At 73.4% G+C, this 23719-nt stretch carries 16 protein-coding genes, 1 tRNA gene and 2 pseudogenes; 3 read left to right on the plus strand and 16 right to left on the minus strand.

The window, feature by feature from the left end; all coding sequences use genetic code 11:
- Positions 1 to 80 precede the first annotated feature (80 nt).
- Positions 81 to 2795, minus strand: a complete 2715-nt coding sequence (gene polA, locus G7075_RS07345) for a DNA polymerase I (protein WP_166120450.1) — start codon at positions 2793 to 2795, stop codon at positions 81 to 83.
- Here polA and G7075_RS07350 point away from each other — a divergent pair.
- From G7075_RS07350 to G7075_RS07360, 3 genes are all read left to right on the plus strand, one after another.
- On the plus strand, positions 2794 to 3225 hold the full coding sequence (locus G7075_RS07350) for a PaaI family thioesterase (protein ID WP_166120453.1): 432 nt from the start codon (positions 2794 to 2796) through the stop codon (positions 3223 to 3225). The genes polA and G7075_RS07350 overlap by 2 nt on opposite strands.
- Positions 3226 to 3371: 146 nt before the next feature.
- Positions 3372 to 5093, plus strand: a complete 1722-nt coding sequence (locus G7075_RS07355; protein WP_166120456.1) for a DUF1800 domain-containing protein — start codon at positions 3372 to 3374, stop codon at positions 5091 to 5093.
- 11 nt (positions 5094 to 5104) lie between these two features.
- The gene (locus tag G7075_RS07360) at positions 5105 to 6454 is read left to right on the plus strand and encodes a DUF1501 domain-containing protein (RefSeq protein WP_166120459.1); all 1350 of its coding nucleotides are present in this window, start codon (positions 5105 to 5107) and stop codon (positions 6452 to 6454) included.
- A gap of 535 nt (positions 6455 to 6989) precedes the next feature.
- On the opposite strand, the gene G7075_RS07365 is transcribed toward G7075_RS07360, so the two are convergent.
- From G7075_RS07365 to hisI, 15 genes and pseudogenes are all read right to left on the minus strand, one after another.
- Entirely contained in the window at positions 6990 to 7550 is a 561-nt protein-coding gene (locus G7075_RS07365) for a GNAT family N-acetyltransferase (RefSeq protein WP_166120462.1), read from the minus strand.
- 158 nt (positions 7551 to 7708) lie between these two features.
- Positions 7709 to 8302: an ANTAR domain-containing response regulator gene (locus G7075_RS07370; RefSeq protein ID WP_166120464.1), complete on the minus strand. Its 594-nt coding sequence runs from the start codon at positions 8300 to 8302 to the stop codon at positions 7709 to 7711.
- A gap of 1 nt (position 8303) precedes the next feature.
- Positions 8304 to 8386: transfer RNA gene (locus G7075_RS07375), tRNA-Leu, on the minus strand.
- A 52-nt stretch (positions 8387 to 8438) separates the two neighbouring features.
- Positions 8439 to 9901 (minus strand): annotated as a pseudogene (pyk, locus tag G7075_RS07380) (pyruvate kinase).
- 77 nt (positions 9902 to 9978) lie between these two features.
- Entirely contained in the window at positions 9979 to 11439 is a 1461-nt protein-coding gene (locus G7075_RS07385) for a glutamate synthase subunit beta (protein WP_166120466.1), read from the minus strand.
- Complete coding sequence (gltB, locus tag G7075_RS07390; RefSeq protein WP_166120469.1) at positions 11432 to 15973, minus strand: glutamate synthase large subunit; 4542 nt, start codon at positions 15971 to 15973, stop codon at positions 11432 to 11434. Before gltB ends, G7075_RS07385 begins: the two co-directional genes overlap by 8 nt.
- Positions 15974 to 16103: 130 nt before the next feature.
- A complete protein-coding gene (gene lgt / locus G7075_RS07395) occupies positions 16104 to 17006 on the minus strand; it encodes a prolipoprotein diacylglyceryl transferase (RefSeq protein WP_166120472.1) in 903 nt (300 codons plus the stop codon).
- Positions 17007 to 17040: 34 nt separating this feature from the next.
- On the minus strand, positions 17041 to 17814 hold the full coding sequence (locus G7075_RS07400) for a thioredoxin domain-containing protein (RefSeq protein WP_166120474.1): 774 nt from the start codon (positions 17812 to 17814) through the stop codon (positions 17041 to 17043).
- A gap of 76 nt (positions 17815 to 17890) precedes the next feature.
- Positions 17891 to 18714, minus strand: a pseudogene (trpA, locus tag G7075_RS07405) (tryptophan synthase subunit alpha).
- On the minus strand, positions 18711 to 19949 hold the full coding sequence (gene trpB, locus G7075_RS07410) for a tryptophan synthase subunit beta (RefSeq protein ID WP_166124278.1): 1239 nt from the start codon (positions 19947 to 19949) through the stop codon (positions 18711 to 18713). The pseudogene trpA and the gene trpB overlap by 4 nt, the downstream one beginning before the upstream one ends.
- Positions 19950 to 19966: 17 nt before the next feature.
- Positions 19967 to 20767 (minus strand): indole-3-glycerol phosphate synthase TrpC, encoded by an 801-nt coding sequence (trpC, locus tag G7075_RS07415; protein WP_166120476.1) that lies wholly within the window; start codon positions 20765 to 20767, stop codon positions 19967 to 19969.
- A 13-nt stretch (positions 20768 to 20780) separates the two neighbouring features.
- The gene (locus G7075_RS07420) at positions 20781 to 21008 is read right to left on the minus strand and encodes an HGxxPAAW family protein (protein WP_166120479.1); all 228 of its coding nucleotides are present in this window, start codon (positions 21006 to 21008) and stop codon (positions 20781 to 20783) included.
- 67 nt (positions 21009 to 21075) lie between these two features.
- Entirely contained in the window at positions 21076 to 21681 is a 606-nt protein-coding gene (locus G7075_RS07425) for a Trp biosynthesis-associated membrane protein (RefSeq protein WP_166120481.1), read from the minus strand.
- Complete coding sequence (locus G7075_RS07430; protein WP_205860646.1) at positions 21678 to 23240, minus strand: anthranilate synthase component I; 1563 nt, start codon at positions 23238 to 23240, stop codon at positions 21678 to 21680. The genes G7075_RS07425 and G7075_RS07430 overlap by 4 nt, the downstream gene beginning before the upstream one ends.
- Positions 23237 to 23605, minus strand: a complete 369-nt coding sequence (gene hisI, locus G7075_RS20235; protein WP_240917964.1) for a phosphoribosyl-AMP cyclohydrolase — start codon at positions 23603 to 23605, stop codon at positions 23237 to 23239. The genes G7075_RS07430 and hisI overlap by 4 nt, the downstream gene beginning before the upstream one ends.
- Positions 23606 to 23719 lie beyond the last annotated feature (114 nt).

Below are 23719 nucleotides of genomic sequence, written 5' to 3' on the forward strand. Positions count from 1 at the left end.
CGGTCGGGGAGGGCTGCCGGGCGGGCGGGACGGGGCATCCCGGCAGTATGGCAGAGGGTCATCGGGCCGCTGCGGCGCCGTCAGTGCGCGGCGTCGTGCCAGGAGCGGCCGACCCCGACGCTGACGTCGAGGGGCACGTCGCCGAGGTCGATGGCGGCACCCATCTCGCGCCGGACGAGGGCCTCGACGTCGGCCCGCTCCCCCGGGGCGACCTCGAGGACGAGCTCGTCGTGCACCTGGAGCAGCATCCGGCTGGTGGCGCCCTCGGCCTTGAGCGCGGCGTCGACGCCCTTCATCGCCAGCTTGATGATGTCGGCGGCCGAGCCCTGGATCGGGGCGTTGAGGGCCATCCGCTCGGCGCCCTCGCGGCGCTGCCGGTTGTCGCTCAGCAGGTCGGGGAGGTAGCGGCGCCGGCCGAGCATCGTCGCGGTGTAGCCCGTGGCCCGGGCCTCGACGACGACCTCGCGCAGGTAGTCGCGGACGCCGCCGAAGCGGGCGAAGTACTCGTCCATGAGGCCCTGCGCCTCACCGGTGCCGATGGTCAGCTGCTTGGACAGGCCGAACGCCGAGAGACCGTAGGCGAGGCCGTAGCTCATCGCCTTGACCTTGCTGCGCATCTCGAGGGTGACGTCCTCGGGCTCGACGCCGAAGACCCGGGCGCCGACGAAGCGGTGGAGGTCCTCACCGGTGCGGAAGGCCTCGATGAGCCCCTCGTCGCCGGAGAGGTGGGCCATGATCCGCATCTCGATCTGGCTGTAGTCGGCCGACATCAGCGACTCGAAGGCCTCGCCGACGACGAACACGTCGCGGATGCGCCGGCCCTCCTCGGTGCGGATGGGCACGTTCTGGAGGTTCGGGTCGGTGGAGGACAGCCGCCCGGTGGCCGCGATGGTCTGCAGGTACGTCGTGTGGATGCGCCGGTCGGGGGCGACCGACTTGATGAGCCCCTCGACGGTGACCCGCAGCCGGCTGGTGTCGCGGTGGCGCAGCAGCGCCTCGAGGAACGGGTGCTCGGTCTTGGTGAACAGGTCGGCGAGCGCGTCGGCGTCGGTGGTGTAGCCGGTCTTGGTGCGCTTGGTCTTCGGCATGCCGAGCTGGTCGAAGAGCACCTCCTGGAGCTGCTTCGGGCTGCCGAGGTTGACGTCCTCGCGGCCGATGGCGTCGTAGGCGTCCTGCTGGGCCTGGCGCATCTTCGCCGCGAAGTCGGCCTCGAGGTCGGTGAGGGCGTCCTCGTCGACGGCGATGCCGGTGCGCTCCATCTCGGCGAGGATGTCGACGAGCGGCAGCTCGAGGTCGGCGAGCAGCTCGGTGCCGCCGGTCTCCTCGACCTTCTCGGCGAGGACGGCCGACAGCTCGAGGACGGCCCGGGCGCGCACCATCGCGTCGCGCTCGGCGGTGTCGTCGTCGGTCTCGACGTCGAAGGTCAGCGTGCCCTGGCGGCCCTGGTCGCTCGTCGCGCCGCCCTCCGCGGTCAGCTCGCGGCCGAGGTGGCGCACGACGAGGTCCTCGAGGTCGTAGGAGCGCTGGTCGGGGCGCACGAGGTAGGCGGCGAGGGCGGTGTCGCTGGTGACGCCGTTGAGGGCCAGCCCGCGCGCCCGCAGGGCCTGGAGCTGGGGCTTGACGTCGTGGAGGACCTTGGGCGCGTCGGGGTCGGCGAGCCACCCGGCGAGGGCCTGCTCCTGCTCGGCGGTGAGCGCGGTGAGGTCGAGGTAGGCCGTGGCGCCGTCGTCGCCGGCCAGCGCGACGGCCCCCGCGTCGCCCTCGCCCGCCCGGTAGTGCCCGGACACGACGACCCCGTGCGGGACGGTGCGCCCCACGGCGCCGTCGCCGAAGCGCACGGTGAGGTCGTCGGCGGTGAACACGTCGCCGTCGAGCTCGAAGCCGCCCTCGACCTCGTCGGACTCGACGTCGAAGGTCTGGAAGAGCCGGTCGCGCAGGACGCGGAACTCGAGGCCGTCGAAGACCTGGTGGACCTCCTCGCGGTCCCAGGAGGCGCGCTCGAGGTCGGCGACGGTGAGCGGCAGCTCGAGGTCGTCGACGAGCTTGTTGAGCCTGCGGTTGCGCAGCACGCCGTCGAGGTGGGCGCGCAGGTTCTCGCCGGCCTTGCCCTTGATCTCGTCGACGTGGGCGACGACGCCGGTGAGGTCGCCGTACTGGGCGAGCCACTTGGCCGCGGTCTTCGGACCGACGCCGGGGACGCCGGGGAGGTTGTCGCTGGACTCGCCGACGAGGGCCGCGAGGTCGCTGTAGCGGTTCGGGGGGACGAGGTACTTCTCCTCGACGGCGGCGGGGTCCATCCGCCAGACCTCGGAGACGCCACGGACCGGGTAGATGAGGCTGACCTTCTCGGTGACGAGCTGGAAGGCGTCGCGGTCGCCGGTGCAGATGACGACCTCGGCGCCGGCCTCGGTGGCCTGCCGGGTCAGGGAGGCGATGACGTCGTCGGCCTCGTACCCCTCGAGGCCGATGTGCTTGATGCGCAGCGCGTCGAGCACCTCGCGCAGCAGGGGCAGCTGGCCGGAGAACTCGGTGGGCGTCTTGGAGCGGCCGGCCTTGTACTCGCTGTACTCCTCGAGGCGGAAGGTCTGGCGCGAGACGTCGAAGGCGACGCAGACGTGGGTGGGCGCCTCGTCGCGCAGGACGTTGATGAGCATCGAGGTGAAGCCGTAGACGGCGTTGGTGTGCTGCCCGGTGCTCGTCGAGAAGTTCTCGACGGGGAGGGCGAAGAACGCCCGGTAGGCCAGCGAGTGTCCGTCGAGGAGGAGGAGCTTCACGCGTGGCAGCCTAACGACCATGACCGACAGCTCCGACCTCATGGCCGGCGTGCAGCGGATGCGCGCGATGAACCCCGACTCGCTCATGGAGCGGATGGGCATCGAGGTGGTCGAGGCCACCCCCGAACGGCTGGTCGCGACGATGCCCGTCGCCGGCAACACCCAGCCGTACGGGCTGCTCCACGGCGGGGCCTCGGTGGTCCTCGCCGAGACCCTCGGCTCCATCGGCGCCGCTCTCCACGCCGGCGAGGGCAAGGCCGTCGTCGGGCTCGACATCAACGCCACCCACCACCGCGCGGCCCGCTCGGGGCTGGTCACCGGCACGGCCACGCCGCTCAGCCTCGGGCGCACCCTCGCCTGCTACGAGGTCGTCGTCACCGACGAGGACGGCAAGCGGGTCTGCACCTCCCGGATCACCTGCCTCATCCGGGACGCCGCCCCCGGGGCCTAGCCCAGCGCCCGGTCGGGCGGAGGTCAGCACCGCGCCAGGCACGGGTCAGGCGCAGGTCAAGACAGGTGCATCCGGGCCGGTCGGCCCACCCGCCACCGGCCGAACGGCCGACGCCGGGCGCCCCGCGCGCGGGGACCATCGACCTCGTGAGCCCTGCCCTCCCCCGTCGTTCGACCGCCGCCGCCCTGCTCTCGGGCCTCGTCGGCACCCCCTCACCCGACCTCACCCGCCGGGCCAAGGAGGCCGCCCGCCGCACGATGCGCGCCACCGTGCTGCCGGCCCCCGACAAGCCGCGCTCGATGCCCGAGGCCCAGCCGGTGCCGACCGCCGTGCCGTCCTCGCGGGCGGTCGACGCCGCCTACCGGCCGCGCGCCGCCGCCCGGCTCGTGGCCACACCGATCACCTCCGTCCGGCGCCCGGTCTCGCGGGTCGGCTCCGGCACCACCTCGGAGGCCACCGCCCTGCACCTCGCCCGCCGGGCCTCGTTCGGCGCCACCCCCGCCCTCGTCGCCGAGATCCAGGCCCGCGGCGCGGCCGGCTGGGTCGCCGACCAGCTCGACCCGCTGCGCCTCGTCCCGGACGCGACCTGCGACGCGCTCGTCGCCCGGCTGTTCCCGCGCCTGTCGCTCGCGACCTGGCAGGTGCACGACCAGTACTGGCCCAACAGCACGGGCGACCTCGGCACCGACGTCATCGAGTCGGTCGTGGCCCGGGCGCTGTGGTCGAAGCGCCAGCTGCTCGAGGTGATGGTCGAGTTCTGGACCAACCACCTCGTCGTCACCGCGCCGTGGGGCGAGACGTGGGACAGCGTGCACCGCTTCCACGTCGACGTCGTCCGCAAGCACGCCCTCGGCAGGTTCTCGGACATGCTCGTCGCGTCCGCGAAGCACCCGGCGATGCTCGCCCAGCTCGACAACGAGTCCTCGACCAAGCGCGCGCCCAACGAGAACTTCGGCCGCGAGGTCCTCGAGCTGCACACCGTCGGCGTCGACGGCGGCTACCTCGAGTCCGACATCCGCCGCTCGGCCCTGGCCCTCACCGGGATGTCGACCGACGACGAGTCCGGCGAGTACTACTACCGGCAGATCCGCCACCACGTCGGCTCCCTCTCGGTCATGGACTGGTCGCACGCCAACACCTCGGCCCAGGGCGAGGCCGTCGGGGTGGCCTACCTGCAGTACCTCGCCCGGCACCCGAAGACCGCCCGGCGGATCGCGACGAAGCTGGCGACCCGGTTCGTGTCCGACGTCCCGCCCGCCTCGCTCGTCACCTCGCTCGCGGCCGTCTACACGGCGAACGACACGGCCATCGCACCGGTGCTCACCGCGCTCTTCTCCTCGGCGGAGTTCGCCGCCTCGGTGGGCCAGAAGGTCAAGCGCCCGCTCGAGCGGATCATCTCGACCTCACGCATCCTCGAGGTCGCGCCCGGCCCGGACACCCGCGCCTGGCTCTCGGGCCTCGTCTGGTACTCGCGGGTCGCCGGGCAGGCGCCCCTCGGCTGGCCCGCCCCCAACGGCTACCCGGACGTCGCCGCGGCCTGGGCCGGCGCCAACGCCACCCTGACGGCGTGGAACTGGACGATGTCGCAGGGCTGGACGGCCGTCGAGTCCCCGCAGACCGAGGTGACCTACCCCGCGCTGCGCTCCCTGCTGCCGGCGACCCTGCCCGCCACGCACGGCGCGATGGTCGACGCGCTCGCCCTCCGGCTGCTCCAGGGGCCGATCCCGGCCGCGAAGCGCGACGCCGTGTGCGCCTTCCTCGACAAGACCGCCGCCTCCCCGCTGCGCAGCACCGACGCGGCAGTCGGCTGGCGCCTGCCCTACGTCGTGGCGCTGCTCCTCGACACCCCCGAGTTCGCGACCCGTTGAGGACCCCGACGATGACCCTGCCGACCTCCCCCGTCCCGACCGCTGCCGCCCCGACCGGCCCGACCTCCGCGTCCGAGGGGCACGCCGCGTGCGGCTGCCCCGAGGGCATCGCGGTCTCCGGCGTGAGCCGCCGCGGCGTGCTCGCGGGGGCCACCGCCCTCGGGGCCGCCGGGGCCACCGTCGCCCTGGCCACCCCCGCCGAGGCCCTGACCCGGCTGACCTTCGCCGACGCCGGGTACACCGGCGACACCCTCGTCGTCCTGTCCTTCCGGGGCGGCATCGACGGGCTCTCGGTCGTCGCGCCCGTGGGCGACGCCGCGTACTACACGGCGCGCCCCTCCATCGCCGTGCCGCAGGCGCGCGGGCTGCAGCTCGACGCCCGCTTCGCCCTCCACCCGGCCCTGGCCCCGCTGCTCCCGCTCTACACCGGCGGGAAGCTCGCCGTCGTGCACGCCGTGGGCCAGCCGAACCCGACCCGCTCGCACTTCACCGACCTCGACGAGATGGAGCGGGCGGCCCCCGGGTCCTCGCTGCGCACCGGCTGGCTGGACCGGATGGTCGGCGCGACGACGACCCCGGGCGCCTTCGCCTCCACCGCGATGGGCGCGACGTCCGCTCCCCGCTCGATGCTCGGGCCCACCCCCGAGCTCGCGATGCGCTCGGTCGACGCGTTCAGCCTCAACGGGGCGTGGGACGCGACCGAGGCGACCCGCTGGACGACCGCCCTGCGCGCCCTGCACGTCGGGGCGCCCGACCCCATCGGGGCGCCGGCCCGCGGCACCCTCGACGCGCTGTCGACGGTCTCGGACCTGCGCGCAGCCGGGTACACGCCGGCGAACGGCGCCTCGTACCCGTCCGGTGCGCTCGGCGACGCGCTGCGCGACACCGCCCGGCTCGTCAAGGCCGGCGTGGGCCTGCGCGCCGTCACCATCGACTCCGGCAACTGGGACATGCACACCGACCTCGGCCGCAGCGACTCGGGCTGGATGTTCCGCCAGCTCACCGAGGTCGGGAGGGCGCTGGCCGCGTTCATGACCGACCTCGGCACCGCATCCGACCGGGTCACCCTCGTGACGCTCTCGGAGTTCGGTCGGCGGGTCGCCGAGAACGGCTCCGGCGGGGTCGACCACGGGTACGGCAACTTCTCGTTCGTCCTCGGCGGCGGCGTCGTCGGGGGCTCGGTCTACGGGACGTGGCCGGGGCTGGCCGACAGCCAGCTGCAGGCGGGTGACCTCAAGGCGACGACCGACTACCGGTCGGTGCTCGGCGAGGTGCTCGAGAAGCGCTGCGGCGTCACGGCCTCGACCGTGCTGCCGGGGCTGCCCTCGGCCCGGCTCGGCCTGGCCCGCGCCCGCACCTGACCGCGCCGCGGCTGCTCCCCTCGTTCGAGGTATTGCGCGGACGACTGCTGACGGCCGGATACCTCGACCCGCCGACGCATCCCCCGGTTCGAGGTGAAAGCGCACCACCAGAAGGCCCGACATCACCTCGAACCACCCATCATCTGGACACACGGCACCTGACTTGGCTGCGGCTCCCCTCGTTCGAGGTATTGCGCTGACGCCTCGTGACGGCCGGATACCTCGACCCGCCGACGCATCCCCCAGTTCGAGGTGACAGCGCACCACCAGAAGGCCCGACATCACCTCGAACCACCCATCATCAGGGCCCACCACGCTCGGCAGCCCTGCGGCTCCCCTCGTTCGAGGTATTGCGCTGACGGCTCGTGACGGCCGGATACCTCGACCCACTGACGCATCCCCCCGGTTCGAGGTGAAAGCGCACCACCAGAAGGCCCGGTATCACCTCGACCCGCCGGTGCATGCCCCCGGTTCGAGGTGAAACCGCACCACCAGAAGGCCCGGTATCACCTCGACCGCGGCGGAACGCCCGCGGCTAGGCCGAGCGGGCGGGGAAGGCGCGCTGGCGCAGGCTGCGTCGACGCCGCGTCAGCTCGAGTCCGGTCTCGGCCGTCTCGGGCGCGATCTTGCGGCGCAGCGTGCCCGTGGCCACCACCCGGCGCGTGACGACCGACCCGAACCCCAGCCGCGCGAAGAAGCGGTTGGCCTCGCGGCTGGTCGTCGGCACGTTGGAGACGACGAGCTCGCAGCCCGAGCGCTCCGCCGACCCGAGCACCGCCGCGATGAGCGACTTGGCCACCCCGTGCTTGCGCGCCCCGGGCGTGACCCACAGCTGCTCGATGGCGACCTCGGGGGTCGGGCTGATACCGAACGGGTTGTCGGTGGTGATGACGTAGCCGGCCGGCTCGCCGTCCAGGTGCGCGACGAAGGCCAGCACCCCGGGACGTCGCAGCGCGGAGGCCAGGCGGCCGTCGGTGATCGTCCGGGCACAGACCTCGGGGCTGGAACCGGAGTCGACGCGGGCCTCGAGCCACAGGGCGGTGACCGCGTGGAGGTCCTCCCCCACCACGCTCACGTCGACGGGCCGTCGCGACACCGGACCTCCTCGTTGCACCGGGCCCGCGACGCGGACCGCACCGACACCGGACACTATGCCCGCGAACCGTCGCTGGGTAGGGGGGTCGGCGCAGGAAATCGTGGCCGGTCGAGGCCTTCACCGACGCAGCCCGTCACCGCGCCGCGCAGTGGTGCGGATCAGGCCTTCTCCATGCCCGCCACGACGGCCTCGGCGACCTCGCGCATCCCCATCCGGCGGTCCATCGCCGTCTTCTGGATCCACCGGAAGGCGTCGGCCTCCGAGATCTTCAGCTTGGCCATGAGCACGCCCTTGGCGCGGTCGACGGCCTTGCGGGTCTCGAGCCGCTCGCCGAGGTCGGCGACCTCCTCCTCGAGCGCCTTGAGCTCGCTCCACCGCGACAGGGCGATGTCGAGGGCGGGCGTGACGTCGCTGGCGGTGAACGGCTTGACGACGTAGGCCATCACCCCGGCGTCGCGGGCCCGCTCGACGAGCTCGGTCTGGCTGAAGGCCGTGAGCATCACGACGGGCGCGAGGCGCTCGGCGCCGATGGCCTCGGCCGCCGACAGGCCGTCCATGACCGGCATCTTGACGTCCATGATGACGATGTCGGGCCGCAGCGAGCGGGTGAGCTCGACGGCCTGCTCACCGTCACCGGCCTGGCCGACGACGTCGTAACCGGCCTCGCGGAGCATCTCCGAGAGGTCGAGGCGGATGATGGCCTCGTCCTCGGCGACGAGGACGCGCTTGGTGGGGGCTGCACTCTGGGTCATGTGCCGGGAGCGGGACTCGAACCCGCACGCCCTCGCGGGCAGCGGATTTTGAGTCCGCCGTGTCTGCCGTTCCACCACCCCGGCCGGGGTGTCGTCAGTCTACCGACGGGCCCCGATGGCTCCTCGGGCCCGTCCGTCAGGACCGGCCGTCGTCGGCGGCGTCGACGTAGGCCGCCGCGACGCGGTTCTTGGCGTCCCCGATGCGGTGCACGCGCAGGGCGTTCGTCGAGCCGGGGATGCCGGGGGCGAGCCGGCGACGATGACGACGTTGTCGCCCTCCTTGACCCGCCCGAGGCCGAGCAGCACCTCGTCGACCTGCATGGCCATCTCGTCGGTGTGCCGGACCTTGCCGACGAGGAAGGTCTCGACGCCCCACGAGAGCGCGAGCTGGCTGCGGGTGGCCTGGTTGGGGGTGAAGGCGAGCAGCGGGATGCGCGGGCGCACCCGGGCCAGGCGCCGCGAGGAGTCGCCGCCCTCGGTGAAGGTGATGAGGTACTTGACCCCGAGCAGCTCGCCGATCTCGGCGGCGGCCGCGGTGACCGCCCCGCCCTTGGAGTTGGGCCGGGTGCCGAGCGGCCGGATGCGGTGCAGGCCGTGGGTCTCGGTGTTCTCGATGATGCGGGCCATCGTGCGCACGGCCGCGAAGGGGTTCTTGCCGACGCTCGTCTCGCCCGAGAGCATCAGCGCGTCGGCACCGTCGAGGACGGCGTTCGCGGCGTCGGAGGCCTCGGCGCGGGTGGGGCGTGAGTTCTCGATCATCGACTCGAGCACCTGGGTGGCGACGATGACCGGCTTGGCCCGGCGGCGGGCGATCTCGCAGGCCCGCTTCTGCACGAGGGGCACCTGCTCGAGCGGCATCTCGACGCCGAGGTCGCCGCGGGCCACCATGACGCCGTCGAACGCACGGATGATCTCGTCGAGGTTCTCGACGGCCTGCGGCTTCTCGATCTTGGCGATGACGGGCAGGCGCATGCCCTCCTCGTCCATGATCTCGTGGACCCGGCGGATGTCGTCGGCGGAGCGCACGAACGACAGCGCGATCATGTCGACGCGCGTGCGCAGCGCCCAGCGCAGGTCGTCCTCGTCCTTCTCCGACAGCGCCGGCACCGACACGGCGACGCCCGGCAGGTTGATGCCCTTGTTGTTGCTCAGCGGCCCGCCCTCGAGCACCTGGCAGATGACGTCGGTCTCGGTGACCTCGGTGGCGATGAGTGCGATCTTGCCGTCGTCGATGAGGATGCGGTCGCCGGTGTGCACGTCACCGGGGAGGCCGTCGTAGGTGGTGCCGACCTCGTGCACGTCGCCGGGCACGTCACGCGTGGTGATGGTGAAGGTGGCGCCCTTGACGAGCAGCACCGGGCCCTCGGCGAAGCGCGCGGTGCGGATCTTGGGGCCCTGCAGGTCGGCGAGGATGCCGACCGCGCGCCCGACCGAGTCGCTCGCGGCGCGGACGTCGGAGTAGACCTGCGAGTGGTCGGCGTGCGACCCGTGCGAAAGGTTGAGCCGGGCGACGTCCATGCCCGCCTTGACGAGCTCGCGCAGGTTCTCCGCGGAGGAGGTGGCCGGGCCGAGGGTGCAGACGATCTTCGCGCGACGCATGGTGTCGAGCCTATCGGTGGAACCGCTTCCACCGTGACGCGGGCCACATCGCGGGCGACCCCGCCCCGACCGCCCGGTCAGGCGGTCAGGGGGCGGTCGGTGGGGTTGACCGGGCGCGGCAGCCGGGACGGCTTGCGCATCAGCCAGGCGTCGACCTCGTGGGCCACCGAGCGGCCCTCGGCGATCGCCCAGACGATGAGCGACTGCCCACGGCCGGCGTCACCGGCGACGAAGACGCCCGGCACCGAGGACATGAAGTGGCCGTCGCGCGCGACGTTGGTGCGCGGGTCCTGCTCGACCCCGAGCTGCTCGAGCAGGCCCTCGGCCTGCGGGCCGAGGAAGCCCATGGCGAGCAGGACGAGCTGGGCCGGGATCTCGCGCTCGGAGCCCTCGACCTTCTCGAACCCGTTCTCCCCCATGCGGACCTCGTGCAGGCGCAGCGCACGCACCCGGCCCTCGTCGTCGCCGACGACCTCGCTGGTCGTCGTGGCGTAGACCCGGTCGCCGCCCTCCTCGTGCGCCGAGGCGACGCGGAAGAGCATCGGGTAGGTCGGCCACGGGTGGGCCCCGGCGCGCTCCAGCCCGGGCTGCGGCATGATCTCGAGGCTCGTCACCGACCGTGCGCCCTGGCGGTGCGCGGTGCCGATGCAGTCGGCGCCGGTGTCGCCGCCGCCGATGACGACGACGTCCTTGCCCTGCGCGGTGACCTGGCCCTCGACGGTCTGCCCCAGCGCGACCCGGTTGGCCGGCGGGAGGAAGTCCATGGCCTGCATGACGCCGTCGAGCTCGCGCCCCGGCACCGGCAGGTCGCGCGGCACGGTGGCGCCGATGGCGACGACGACGGCGTCGAAGCGCTTGCGGAGGTCGGCGCCGGTGAGCTCGCGCCCGACCTCGACGCCGGTGCGGAACCGGGTGCCCTCCGACTTCATCTGGGCGATGCGCCGGTCGAGGACGGCCTTCTCCATCTTGAACTCGGGGATGCCGTACCGAAGCAGGCCGCCCGGCTGGTCGGCGCGCTCGTAGACGGCGACGGTGTGGCCGGCGCGGGTCAGCTGCTGGGCGGCGGCGAGCCCGGACGGACCCGAGCCGACGACGGCCACGGTCTTGCCCGAGAGCCGGTCGGGGGCCTGCGGCAGCACGGTGCCGTTCTCGAAGGCGCGGTCGATGACGCTGACCTCGACCTGCTTGATGGTGACCGGCGGCTGGTTGATGCCGAGCACGCACGCGGACTCGCACGGCGCCGGGCAGAGCCGACCGGTGAACTCGGGGAAGTTGTTCGTCGCGTGCAGCCGGTCGATGGCCTCGCGCCACTCACCGCGCCACGCGAGGTCGTTCCACTCGGGGATGAGGTTGCCGAGCGGACACCCGCTGTGGCAGAACGGGATACCGCAGTCCATGCAGCGGCCGGCCTGGCGCTGGAGCTCGGGGACCGGCTGGTCCTCGTAGACCTCCTTCCAGTCCCGGATGCGCACCGGGACCGGGCGCCGCCGCGGCAGCTCGCGCTCGCGCGTCCTGAGAAAGCCCTGGGGGTCAGCCACGGGAGGCCTCCATGATCCGCTCCCACACCTGGGTGCCGTCGGGGTCGAGGCCCTCCGCCTCCGCCTTGGCCCGCACGTCGAGGACGCGCTGGTACATGCGAGGGAGGACCAGGGTGAACGCCGAGCGGGCGGTGCCCCAGTCGGCGAGGAGCCGTGCCGCGACCGACGAGTCGGTCCACCGCTGGTGGCGCTCGAGGAGGTCGTGCACGACGAGCTCGTCCTCGGCCCGCAGCGGGCGCAGGTCGACGAGCTCGGGGTTGACCCGCGCGGGGTCGAGGTCGAGGACGTACGCGACGCCCCCGGACATGCCGGCCGCGACGTTGCGCCCGGTCGGCCCGAGGATGAGCGCGGTGCCGCCGGTCATGTACTCGAGGCCGTGGTCGCCCACGCCCTCGACGACCGCGGTGGCGCCGGAGTTGCGGACGCAGAACCGCTCGCCCACCCGGCCCCGCAGGAACAGCTCGCCGGACGTGGCGCCGTAGCCGATGACGTTGCCGGCGATGACGTTGTCCTCGGCGACGAGCGCCGACCCGGGTGCCGGCCGGACGACGACGCGCCCGCCGGACAGGCCCTTGCCGACGTAGTCGTTGGCGTCGCCCTCGAGCCGCAGCGTGATGCCCGCCGGGAGGAAGGCGCCGAAGCTCTGGCCGGCCGAGCCGGTGAAGGTGAGGTCGATGGTGCCGTCGGCGAGGCCCTCGGGGTGGGCCCGCGTCACCTCGTGGCCGAGCATCGTGCCGACCGTGCGGTTGACGTTGCGGATGCCGAAGCGCGCCCGCACCGGCTCGCCGTTGTCGATGGCGTCGCGTGCGGCCGCGATGAGCTGGTGGTCGAGCGCCTTCTCGAGGCCGTGGTCCTGCCCGACGCGGTGCCGGATGCCCGAGCCGTCGGGGCTCTGCACCCGGGTGAGGATCGGCGAGAGGTCGAGGCCGGAGGCCTTCCAGTGCTCGACCGCCCGGCTGACGTCGACGTGCTGGATCTGGCCGATCGCCTCCTCGACGGTCCGGAAGCCGAGGGCCGCGAGGTGCTCGCGCACCTCCTCGGCGATGTACTCGAAGAAGGTCTCGACGAACTCCGGCTGCCCGGAGAAGCGTTCGCGCAGCTCGGGGTTCTGCGTCGCGATGCCGACCGGACAGGTGTCGAGGTGGCAGACCCGCATGAGGATGCAGCCGGAGACGACGAGCGGTGCGGTGGCGAACCCGAACTCCTCGGCCCCGAGCAGCGCGGCGATGACGACGTCGCGGCCGGTCTTGATCTGCCCGTCGACCTGCACGACGATCCGGTCGCGCAGGCCGTTGAGCACGAGGGTCTGCTGGGTCTCGGCGAGGCCGAGCTCCCAGGGGCCGCCCGCGTGCTTGAGCGAGGTGAGCGGTGAGGCACCCGTGCCGCCGTCGTGCCCGGAGATGAGCACGACGTCGGCGTGCGCCTTGCTGACCCCGGCCGCGACCGTGCCGACCCCGATCTCGGAGACGAGCTTGACGTGCACCCGCGCCGACGGGTTCGCGTTCTTCAGGTCGTGGATCAGCTGGGCGAGGTCCTCGATCGAGTAGATGTCGTGGTGCGGCGGCGGGCTGATGAGTCCGACGCCCGGGGTCGAGTGCCGGGTCTTGGCCACCCACGGGTAGACCTTCGGGCCGGGCAGCTGGCCACCCTCACCGGGCTTGGCGCCCTGGGCCATCTTGATCTGGATGTCGTCGGCGTGCGTCAGGTACATCGAGGTGACGCCGAACCGTCCGGAGGCGACCTGCTTGATCGCCGAGCGGCGGGTGGGGTCGAGGAGGCGGTCCTCGTCCTCGCCACCCTCACCGGTGTTCGAGCGCGCCCCGAGCCGGTTCATCGCGACGGCGAGGGTCTCGTGCGCCTCCTTGCTGATCGAGCCGTAGCTCATCGCCCCGGTGGAGAAGCGCTTGACGATCGACTCGACCGGCTCGACCTCCTCGAGCGGCACGGGCTCGCGCGGCTCGGCGCCGCCGAGCGAGAACAGGCCACGCAGGGTCATCAGCCGGCCGGACTGCTCGTCGATGCGGCTCGTGTACTGCTTGAAGACGTCGTAGCGCCGCTGCCGGGTGGCGTGCTGGAGGCGGAAGACGGTCTCGGGGTCGAAGAGGTGCGGCTCGCCCTCGCGGCGCCACTGGTACTCGCCGCCGACGACGAGCTTGCGGTGGGCCTGGCGGATGCCGTCGGGCGGGTAGGCGGCCTCGTGGCGCGCGGCGGTCTCGGCGGCCAGCACGCGCAGGCCGACGCCGCCGAGCTGGCTGACCGTGCCGGTGAAGAACTCGTCGACGAGGGCCTGCGCGAGCCCGATGGCCTCGAAGACCTGGGCGCCGCGGTAGGAGGCGACGGTGGAGATGCCCATCTTCGACATCACCTTGAGGACGCCCTTGCCGAGCGCCTTGATGAGGTTGGCGACCGCCTTCTCCTCGGTGACGTCGGTGATGTCGCCGCGCCGGACCATGTCCTCGACGCTCTCCATCGCGAGGTAGGGGTTGATGGCGGCCGCGCCGTACCCGATGAGCAGCGCGACGTGGTGCACCTCGCGGACGTCGCCGGCCTCGACGATGAGCCCGACCTGGGTGCGGGTCTTCTCGCGGATGAGGTGGTGGTGCACCGCGGAGGTGAGCAGCAGTGAGGGGATGGGCGCGGTGTCGCGGTCGGAGTCGCGGTCGGAGAGCACGACGAAGCGCACCCCGCCGGCGATCGCGGCGGAGACCTCCGCGAAGATCTCGTGCAGGCGCGAGCGCAGGGCGTCCTCGCCACCGGTGACGTCGTAGGTGCCGCGGACGACGACGGTCTCGAAGCCGGGCAGGTCGCCGTCGGCGTTGATATGGACGATCTTCGCGAGCTCGTCGTTGTCGAGCACGGGGAACGGCAGGACGACCTGGCGGGCGTGCGCGGCGTTGGCGTCGAGCAGGTTCCCCTCGGGCCCGATCGTGCTGGCCAGCGAGGTGACCAGCTCCTCGCGGATGGCGTCGAGCGGCGGGTTGGTGACCTGCGCGAAGAGCTGGGTGAAGTAGTCGAAGACCAGCCGGGGCCGCTCGGAGAGCACGGCGATGGGGGTGTCGGTGCCCATCGAGCCGAGGGCCTCGGCCCCGGTGCGGGCCATCGGCGCGAGGAGGATCTTCAGCTCCTCCTCGGTGTACCCGAAGGTGCGCTGACGGCGGGCGACCGAGGCCGCCGTGTGGATGATGTGCTCGCGCTCGGGCAGGTCGCCGAGCTCGATGAGGCCGGCGTGCAGCCACTCCTCGTACGGGTGCTCCGCCGCGAGGCCGGACTTGACCTCCTCGTCGCTGACGATGCGGCCGGCGGCGGTGTCGACGAGGAACATCCGGCCGGGCTGGAGGCGGCCACGGCGCACGACGTTCTCGGGCTCGAGGTCGAGGACGCCGGACTCGGAGGCCAGCACGACGAGGCCGTCGTCGGTGACCCAGTAGCGGCCCGGGCGCAGGCCGTTGCGGTCGAGGACGGCGCCGACGAGCGTGCCGTCGCTGAAGCAGACGGCGGCGGGGCCGTCCCAGGGCTCCATGAACGTGGAGTGGAACTCGTAGAAGGCGCGGCGGGCGGGGTCCATCGAGTCGTGGTTCTCCCACGCCTCGGGGATCATCATGAGCACCGCGTGGGGCAGCGACCGGCCGCCGAGGTGGATCAGCTCGAGGACCTCGTCGAACGAGGCGGAGTCGGAGGCCTCGGGGGTGCAGACCGGGGAGAGCCGGGAGAGGTCGCCGGTGAGCACGTCGGACGCGAGCTGGCTCTCGCGGGCGTGCATCCAGTTGCGGTTGCCCTTGACCGTGTTGATCTCGCCGTTGTGCGCGATGAGCCGGTACGGGTGGGCCAGCGGCCAGCTCGGGAAGGTGTTGGTCGAGAAGCGCGAGTGCACGAGGGCCAGCTCGGTGGCGAAGCGCTCGTCGGACAGGTCGGGGAAGAACGGCTCGAGCTGGCCGGTGGTGAGCATCCCCTTGTAGACGACCGTGCGGGCCGAGAGCGACGGGAAGTACACGACGACCTCGCGCTCGGCGCGCTTGCGCAGGGCGAAGGCGACGCGGTCGAGGGCGATGTCGGTGAGGCCGTCGCGCGAGGCGACGAAGAGCTGGCGGAAGCAGGGCATCGTGGCCCGGGCCGCCTCGCCGACGAGGTCGGGGACGACGGGCACGTCGCGCCAGGCGAGGACGGTGAGCCCCTCCTCCTCGGCGATCTCGGTGATGCGGCGCTCGGCCTCGGCGCGCTCGGCCTCGTCGGTGGGCAGGTAGGCCATGCCGGCGGCGTAGGCCCCGGCGGGCGGCAGCTCGACGTCGAGGACGGAGCGGAAGAAGCGGTCGGGGACCTGGGTGAGGATGCCCGCGCCGTCGCCGACCAGGGGGTCGGCACCGGTGGCGCCGCGGTGGTCGAGGTTGCGCAGGGCGTCGAGGGCGTGGACGACGATGTCGTGACCGGCGCTCCCCCGCATCGTCGCGACCATGGCCACGCCGCACGCGTCGTGCTCGTGCGCGCGGCGGTACAGGCCGACGTCGTCGGGCTGGGCGGAGAATCGGGCGACGGTCACGTCGCATCACCGTCCTCGGGGTCGACGGCCCCAGGGTCGGGGCCGGGCACGGCAAGGTCAGGCGCGGACTGCATTGGCCACGTCCCGGAATGCTAGCCCCGACCCCTGTTGTCTTGCCATTCGAGCCGCGCTATCCCACATCCTGGGACTCGGGGTGGCTCTCGACGGTGTCGTCCGGCGCACCCTCGGGGGCCTCCTCCGCCGGCGGCGAGCCCGCGGCCCGTCGCCCGGTGAACCAGACGATCCAGACGCCGAGGAGGAAGACGAGGATGCTCGTCCAGACGTTGAGGCGCTGTCCGAGGATGAGCTCGGCCTCGTCGGTGCGCATCTTCTCGACGACGATCCGCCCGATCGGGTACCCCGCGACGTAGAGGCCGAGCAGCTGCCCCGGGGCGAGCCGGCGGCGCCGGTCGACGACGAGTAGCAGCGTGCCGAGCACGACGAGGAAGAGGAACTCGTAGAGGAAGGTCGGGTGGAAGACGCCGGCCACGACGGGGTCGCCCGCGGAGTCGGTGACCGCGCGCCCGGCCGGCTGGTCCCACTCGTAGACCCGCAGGCCCCACGGGAGGGTCGTCGGCGCGCCGTGCAGCTCGTTGTTGAACCAGTTGCCCCAGCGACCGAGCGCCTGGGCGAACGCGACCCCCGGTGCCGCCGCGTCGGCGAACTGGAGGAACGGGACGCCGGAGCGCTTGCAGCCGATCCAGGCGCCGAGGGCGCCGAGCGCCACCGCGCCCCAGATGCCGAGGCCACCGTTCCAGATCTTCACTGCGTCGAGGAGGTTGCCGCCCTCGCCGAAGTACGGACCCGGCGTGGTGACGACGTGGTAGAGCCGGCCCCCGACGATGCCGAAGATCACCGCCCACGCCGAGACGTCGAGGACCACGCCGCCGTCGATGCCCCGCGACGCGAGGCGCCGGCCGGTGAGCCAGACCGCGAGGACGATGCCCGCGAGGATGCACAGCGCGTACGCGCGCACGGTCAGCGGGCCGAGGTGCAGCGCGCCGACGGTGGGGCTCGGGAGGTAGGTCAGCACGTCGGGACCGCTGCCCGGCCGGTGGTCGGCGCGGTCACTTGGTCGCGTCCTCGACGGCCTTCTTCAGCTGGTCGGGGGTGGCGACGGCGTTGAGGTCCTTCATCTCGCCGTTGATCATGATCGTCGGCGTCCCGTTGATCTTGGCGTCGTCGAAGGCCGCCGAGTTCACCGAGTCGACGTAGCGCGTGAAGGTGCCGTCGGCGACGCAGGTGTTCCACGCCGTCAGCGCGTCGCCGGAGATTCCCGCCGCCTTCGCCCAACCGTCGAGGGTTGCCTGGTCGACGTCCTCGCCCTCGGGCTTCTGGTTGGTGTAGACCGCGTCGTGGAACTGCTGGAACTTGTCGGTCCGCGCCGCGCAGAAGGCCCCGTTGGCCGCCGGCGTCGAGTTCTTCGCCCCGCTCTTGCCGTCGAGGAAGTTCAGCACGTGGTAGGTCAGCTGGATCTTGCCGGTCTGCCCGAGCTCGCGGATCGTCTCACCGAGGACCCCCTCGAACTGGCCGCACACCGGGCACTGGAAGTCCTCGTAGAGGTCGACCGTCGGCGCCCCGGCGACCGGCTTGACGTCGGCGTAGGCGCGGAAGCCCTTGCCCATCGAGGTGCCGGCCGGCACGGCGGTGCTCGTGCCCACCGAGGCCTGCTTCTTCGCCTGGGACCACACGACCCCGCCGACGACGGCGATGATGGCCACGACGGCGACGACCGTCGCGACGACGATCTTGTTCGCGCCGCCACCGGACGTCTTCTGCGCGGCCTGGATCTTGGCCTGGCGGGCGTTGCCGGATGCCTTCGTGCTGGTCTTCTTGGCCATGGTGCTGGGTGTGCCTCTCAGTGTGCGGAGCCGAGCGGCTCGGGGGTGCGGGCGGGCGCCCGGCGCTGGGGGGTGGTCATCGACGGGCCTCGCGGACGCCCTGGGCGAGCTGTTCGGTCAGTGTGCGCAACGCCTCGAGGCGCTCGGCGAGTTCCCCGTCGCCGGCCAGCGTGCGCACCAGGGCCGACCCGACGATGACGCCGTCGGCGTAGGCGGCGATCTCGGCGGCCTGCTCGCGGGTGGAGACACCCAGGCCGATGCAGACGGGCACGTCGCTGACGGCGCGGACACGCTCGACGAGGCCGCGGGCGTCGGTGTCGACGCTCGTGCGGACGCCGGTGACGCCCATCGTCGAGGCCGCGTAGACGAAGCCGCGGCAGGCCGTGGTGACGGTGACGAGGCGCTCGGGGGTCGAGCTGGGGGCGACGAGGAAGACCCGGTCGAGGCCGTGCCGGTCGCTGGCCGCGAGCCAGTCGTCGGCCTCGTCGGGCACGAGGTCGGGGGTGATGAGCCCGGCGCCGCCGGCCGCGGCGAGGTCGGCGGCGAACCGCTCGACCCCCGCTTGAGGACGAGGTTCCAGTAGGTCATGACGACCGGGACGGCCCCGGCCTCGCGCACGGCGGTGACGGCGGTGAAGACGTCGTCGACGCGGACCCCGGCCTCGAGCGCGGCGGCCATCGCGTCCTGGTTCACCGGGCCGTCGATGACCGGGTCGCTGTAGGCGACGCCGACCTCGACGACGTCGCAGCCGGCCTCGACGAGGACCCGCATCGCCTCGATCGACCCCTCGACGCTCGGGTAGCCGACGGGCAGGTACCCCACGAGCGCGGCGCGCCCCTCGGCCCGGCAGCGCTCGAGGACCTCGCCGACCGTCGTGGCCGCGGTGGTGCCGGCGGTCACTGGGTGCCCTCCTCGACGAGGCCGAAGTACGCCGCCGCGGTGTGCATGTCCTTGTCGCCGCGCCCCGAGAGGTTGACGAGCAGGAGCGCGTCGGGGCCCAGCTCGCGGCCGACCTCCATCGCGCCGACGAGGGCGTGCGCCGACTCGAGCGCCGGGATGATGCCCTCGGTGCGGCAGAGCAGCGTGAAGGCCTCCATGACCTTCTCGTCGGTGGCGTACCGGTACTCGGCGCGGCCGGAGTCGCGCAGGAACGCGTGCTCGGGACCGACGCTCGGGTAGTCGAGGCCCGCGGAGATCGAGTGCGACTCGACGGTCTGGCCGTCGTCGTCCTGCATGAGGTAGCTCATCGCGCCGTGGAGCACGCCCGGGGTGGCGTCGGCGGCGAAGCGGGCGGCGTGCCGGCCGGACTCGACGCCCTCTCCCCCGGCCTCGACCCCGATGAGCCGCACGCCGGCGTCGGGAACGAACCGGTGGAAGATGCCCATCGCGTTCGAGCCGCCGCCGACGCACGCGATGACGGCGTCGGGGAGGCGCCCGGCGAGCTCGAGCACCTGCGCCCGGGCCTCCTCGCCGATGATCGCGTGGAAGTCGCGGACCATCTCGGGGAACGGGTGCGGGCCGGTGACCGTGCCGATGATGTAGTGCGTCGTGCGGACGTTGGTGACCCAGTCGCGCAGCGCCTCGTTGATGGCGTCCTTGAGCGTGGCGCTGCCGTGCTCGACGGCCACGACCTCGGCACCGAGGATGCGCATGCGGGCGACGTTGAGGGCCTGGCGCTCGGTGTCGACCCGGCCCATGTAGACGACGCAGTCGAGGCCCATGAGGGCGGCCGCGGTGGCCGTGGCCACGCCGTGCTGGCCGGCGCCGGTCTCGGCGATGACGCGCGTCTTGCCCATCCGCTTCGCGAGCAGGGCCTGGGCGAGGACGTTGTTGATCTTGTGCGAGCCGGTGTGGTTGAGGTCCTCGCGCTTGAGGACCACCCGGGCGCCGCCGCAGTGCGCCGCGAAGCGCGGGACCTCGGTGATGATGCTCGGCCGGCCGGTGTAGGTGGCGTGCAGGCGGGCCAGCTCGTCCTGGAACTCGGGGTCGACGGCGGCCTTCTGGCGGGCCTCGTCGAGCTGGTCGAGGGCGGGGACGAGGGCCTCGGGCACGTAGCGGCCACCGAAGTCGCCGAACCGGCCCGGGCGCGGCAGCTCGTCGACGGTGAGGCCGACGGTGGTGGGCTCCTCGGCCACGGGGTCGACGGTGTCGCTCACGAGAGCACCTCCGCCGCACCGGCCGCGACGATGGCCGCGGCGGCTCCGGCGGGGTCGCCGGTGCGCACGAGGGCCTCGCCGACGAGCACGACGTCGGCGCCCTGGGCCGCGTAGGCGCCCGCGTCGGCCGGGCCGGTGATGCCGGACTCGGCGACGGTGACGACGCCGGGCGGCAGCAGCGGTCGCAGCCGCGAGAAGGTGTCGTCGTGCACCTCGAGGGTCTTGAGGTTGCGCGCGTTGACGCCGATGACCGTCGCGCCGGCGTCGAGGGCGCGCTGGGTCTCGGCCTCGTCGTGGACCTCGACGAGCGCGGTCATCCCCAGCTCGCCGACGAGGGCGAGGAGCCCGGCGAGCGTGGCGTCGTCGAGGGCGGCGACGATGAGCAGGACGATGTCCGCGCCGTGCGCCCGCGCCTCCCACACCTGGTACTCGGTGACGACGAAGTCCTTGCGCAGCACCGGGACCGACACGGCGGCGCGGACGGCGTCGAGGTCGTCGAGGCTGCCCCCGAAGCGACGGGCCTCGGTGAGCACCGAGATGGCCGAGGCGCCGCCCGCGGCGTACGCGGAGGCGAGCGCGGCGGGGTCGGGGATGTCGGAGAGGGCGCCCTTGCTGGGGCTGGCGCGCTTGACCTCGGCGATGAGCGAGAGGCCGGGGCGGCGCAGCACGGCCTCGGCGTCGAGGGCCGGGGGCGCCGACGCGACGGCGTCGCGCAGGGCGGGGAGCGGGAGGGCGGCCTCACGCGCGGCGAGGTCCTCACGGACCCCGGCGACGATGCCGTCGAGGACGGTGGTCACGGGCGGTGCACCGTCACCGGATGGAGGCGTGCTCGACGTGGTCGCGGCCGGCCGCGCCGTACCCCGCCATCGAGAGCACCTTGCCGGCCACCGCGCCGACGACCGCGAGCACGGCGCCGCCCACGAAGAGCCAGAGGTTGGGGAACACGACGGCGACGGACATGATGACGGACGCGACGATGATGATCGTCACGGCGGTCCACGCGGCGACGCTGTGGCCGTGGTCCTCGTGCTCGTCCATGGGTCCACCTCTGCGGGTCGGGGGCCCGGGCGGGCCCGGGAGGGTCGGGTGCTCGACGTCGATTCTGTCAGGTCCGGCGCTCGTCGCCGACGTCGGTCGGGTCGCGGCCGGCCGACAGGTCGTCCCACGCGGTGCCGACGCGCTCGCCGCGCGAGCCGGCGACGTGGCCGTCCGAGGTGCCGGCCCGCTCGTAGCGCCGGGCCGGGGCGGCCCAGCGGCGCCGGCCGACGAGGGCCCCGACGAGCGCCGCGGTGGCGAGCACGAGGCCGAGCACGGCGACCCACGGCCACACGGTGCTCGAGGCGACGGCCTCGACGGTGCCGGTGCGCCCGACGCGGGAGGCGGCGACCGGGCCGAGCACGCCGGACGGGTCGGCGAGCACGCGCCCGACGAGCACGCCGGCGGTCGCGAGGCAGGCCACCCAGAGGACGAGGGCGACGAGCCGCCCCACGCGGCCCGCGGCGACGACGGCGATGCCGGCCGCGGCGACCGCGAGCGCGACGGCGGACAGGCCCGGCGCGACCTCGGAGCCGGTGGCGGTGACCCGGCTGCCGCCGAGCACGGCGTCGGCGACGGAGCCGGAGACCCACGGCCGGAAGCCGGCGACGAGGACGACGCCGGCACCGAGCAGGGCGAGCAGGGCGACGGGCCCCTTGCCGGTGAGCCGCCTCACGAGACGGTCCGCATGGCGCCCGCGGTGGCGACGGCCCGCAGCGCGGCGGTGGCCTTGTGCACGCACTCCTCGAACTCCCGGGCGGGGACCGAGTCGGCGACGATGCCCGCGCCGGCCTGCACGTGGGCGACGCCGTCCTTGACGACCGCGGTGCGGATGGCGATGGCCATGTCGAGGTCGCCGTGGAAGTCGAGGTAGCCCACGACCCCGCCGTACACACCGCGCCGCGACGGCTCGTAGCGCTCGATGAGCGCCAGCGCGCGCGGCTTCGGGGCGCCGCTCAGGGTGCCGGCCGGGAAGGTGGACACGAGGACGTCGTAGGCGCCCACGCCCGGGCGGGTGTCGCCGACGACGGTCGACTCGATGTGCATGACGTGGCTGTAGCGGCGCACGTCCATGAACTCGACGACGTCGACGGTGCCGGGCCGGCAGACCCGCTGGAGGTCGTTGCGGCCGAGGTCGACGAGCATGACGTGCTCGGAGCGCTCCTTGGGGTCGGCGAGCAGCTCCTCGGCGAGGCGCACGTCGTCCTCCGGCGTCTTGCCGCGCGGCCGCGACCCGGCGATCGGGTGGGTGATGGCCCGCTCCCCCGTGACCCGCACCAGCGCCTCGGGGCTGCTGCCGACGACGGCGTAGTCGGAGCCGTCGGCGTCGTGGAGGCGGAACAGGTACATGTACGGGCTGGGGTTGGAGGCCCGCAGCGCGCGGTAGACCTCGAGCGGGTCGGCCGGGCAGTCGAGCGAGAACCGTTGCGAGAGCACGACCTGGAACACCTCGCCGGCCCGGATGTCCTCCTGGGCGAGCTCGACGACCTCCTCGTAGCGGCTGCGCTCGGTGTTGGAGCGCACCTGCGCCATCGCGGCGTCGACGGCCTCGGTGTCGACGACGGCGACCGTGCTCGGGGCGGGGGCGGCGAGGGCGGCGGTCATCGCGTCGAGCCGGGCGACGGCGTCGGCCCAGGCCTCCTCGACCCGCTCGTCGGTGTCGTCGTAGTTGACGGCGTTGGCGACGAGGAGGATCGAGCCGTCGGCGTGGTCGAGGACGGCGAGGTCGGTGGCCAGGACCATCGAGAGCTCGGGGAGGCCGAGCTCGTCGGGCAGGTCGGCCGGCACCTTCTCCCAGCGGCGCACGGCGTCGTAGGAGATCGCGCCGACCATCCCCCCGGTGAGCGGGGGGAGCCCGGCGAGGGGCGGGGTGGCCAGGGCCTCCATCGTGCCGCGCAGCGCCTCGGTGGCGAGGCCCTCGGTGGGGACGCCGACGGGCGGCTCGCCGACCCAGTGGGCCATCCCGTCCTTCTCGGTGAGGGTGGCCCGGCTGGCGGCGCCGACGATCGACCAGCGCGACCAGACGCCGCCGTGCTCGGCCGACTCGAGGAGGAAGGTGCCGGCCCGCTCGCCGGCGAGCTTGCGGTAGACCCCGACCGGGGTCTCGGCGTCGCCCATGAGCCGGCGCACGACGGGGATGACGCGTCGGTCGCGGGCCAGGACGCCGAAGACGTCGAGGCCGGGCCAGGTCTGCCCGTAGTCGAGGTCGGGGGTCTCGGCGGCCGGCGTGCTCACGCGCCTCCCCCGACGCTCGCGCCGAGGTCGCCGGCGTCGAAGCAGGTGCGGTCGCCGGTGTGGCAGGCCGCACCGACCTGGTCGACCCGCACGAGCACGGCGTCGCCGTCGCAGTCGAGGGCGACGGAGCGCACGTGCTGGACGTGGCCGGAGGTGTCGCCCTTGCGCCAGTACTCGGACCGGCTGCGCGACCAGAAGGTCACCCGGCCCTCGGTGAGCGTGCGGCGCAGCGCCTCGTCGTCCATCCAGCCGAGCATGAGGACCTCGCCGGTGTCGTGCTGCTGGACGACGGCGGCGACGAGGCCCTGGTCGTCGCGCTTCAGGCGGGCGGCGAGGGCGGGGTCGAGGGCGGGCTCGGACGGCACGCGCCCATTCTGCCGTGGCGCCCGCCGGGCCCGGACCACCACCCATCCATCCGGACGAGGTCTCCGAACCACCCCGGGTCGCTGTGGACCTTCGGTGGTCGGCATCCGCGGCCC

Origin of the sequence: Phycicoccus sp. HDW14, from assembly GCF_011383005.1 — a bacterium.
Taxonomy (GTDB): Bacteria; Actinomycetota; Actinomycetes; order Actinomycetales; family Dermatophilaceae; genus Phycicoccus.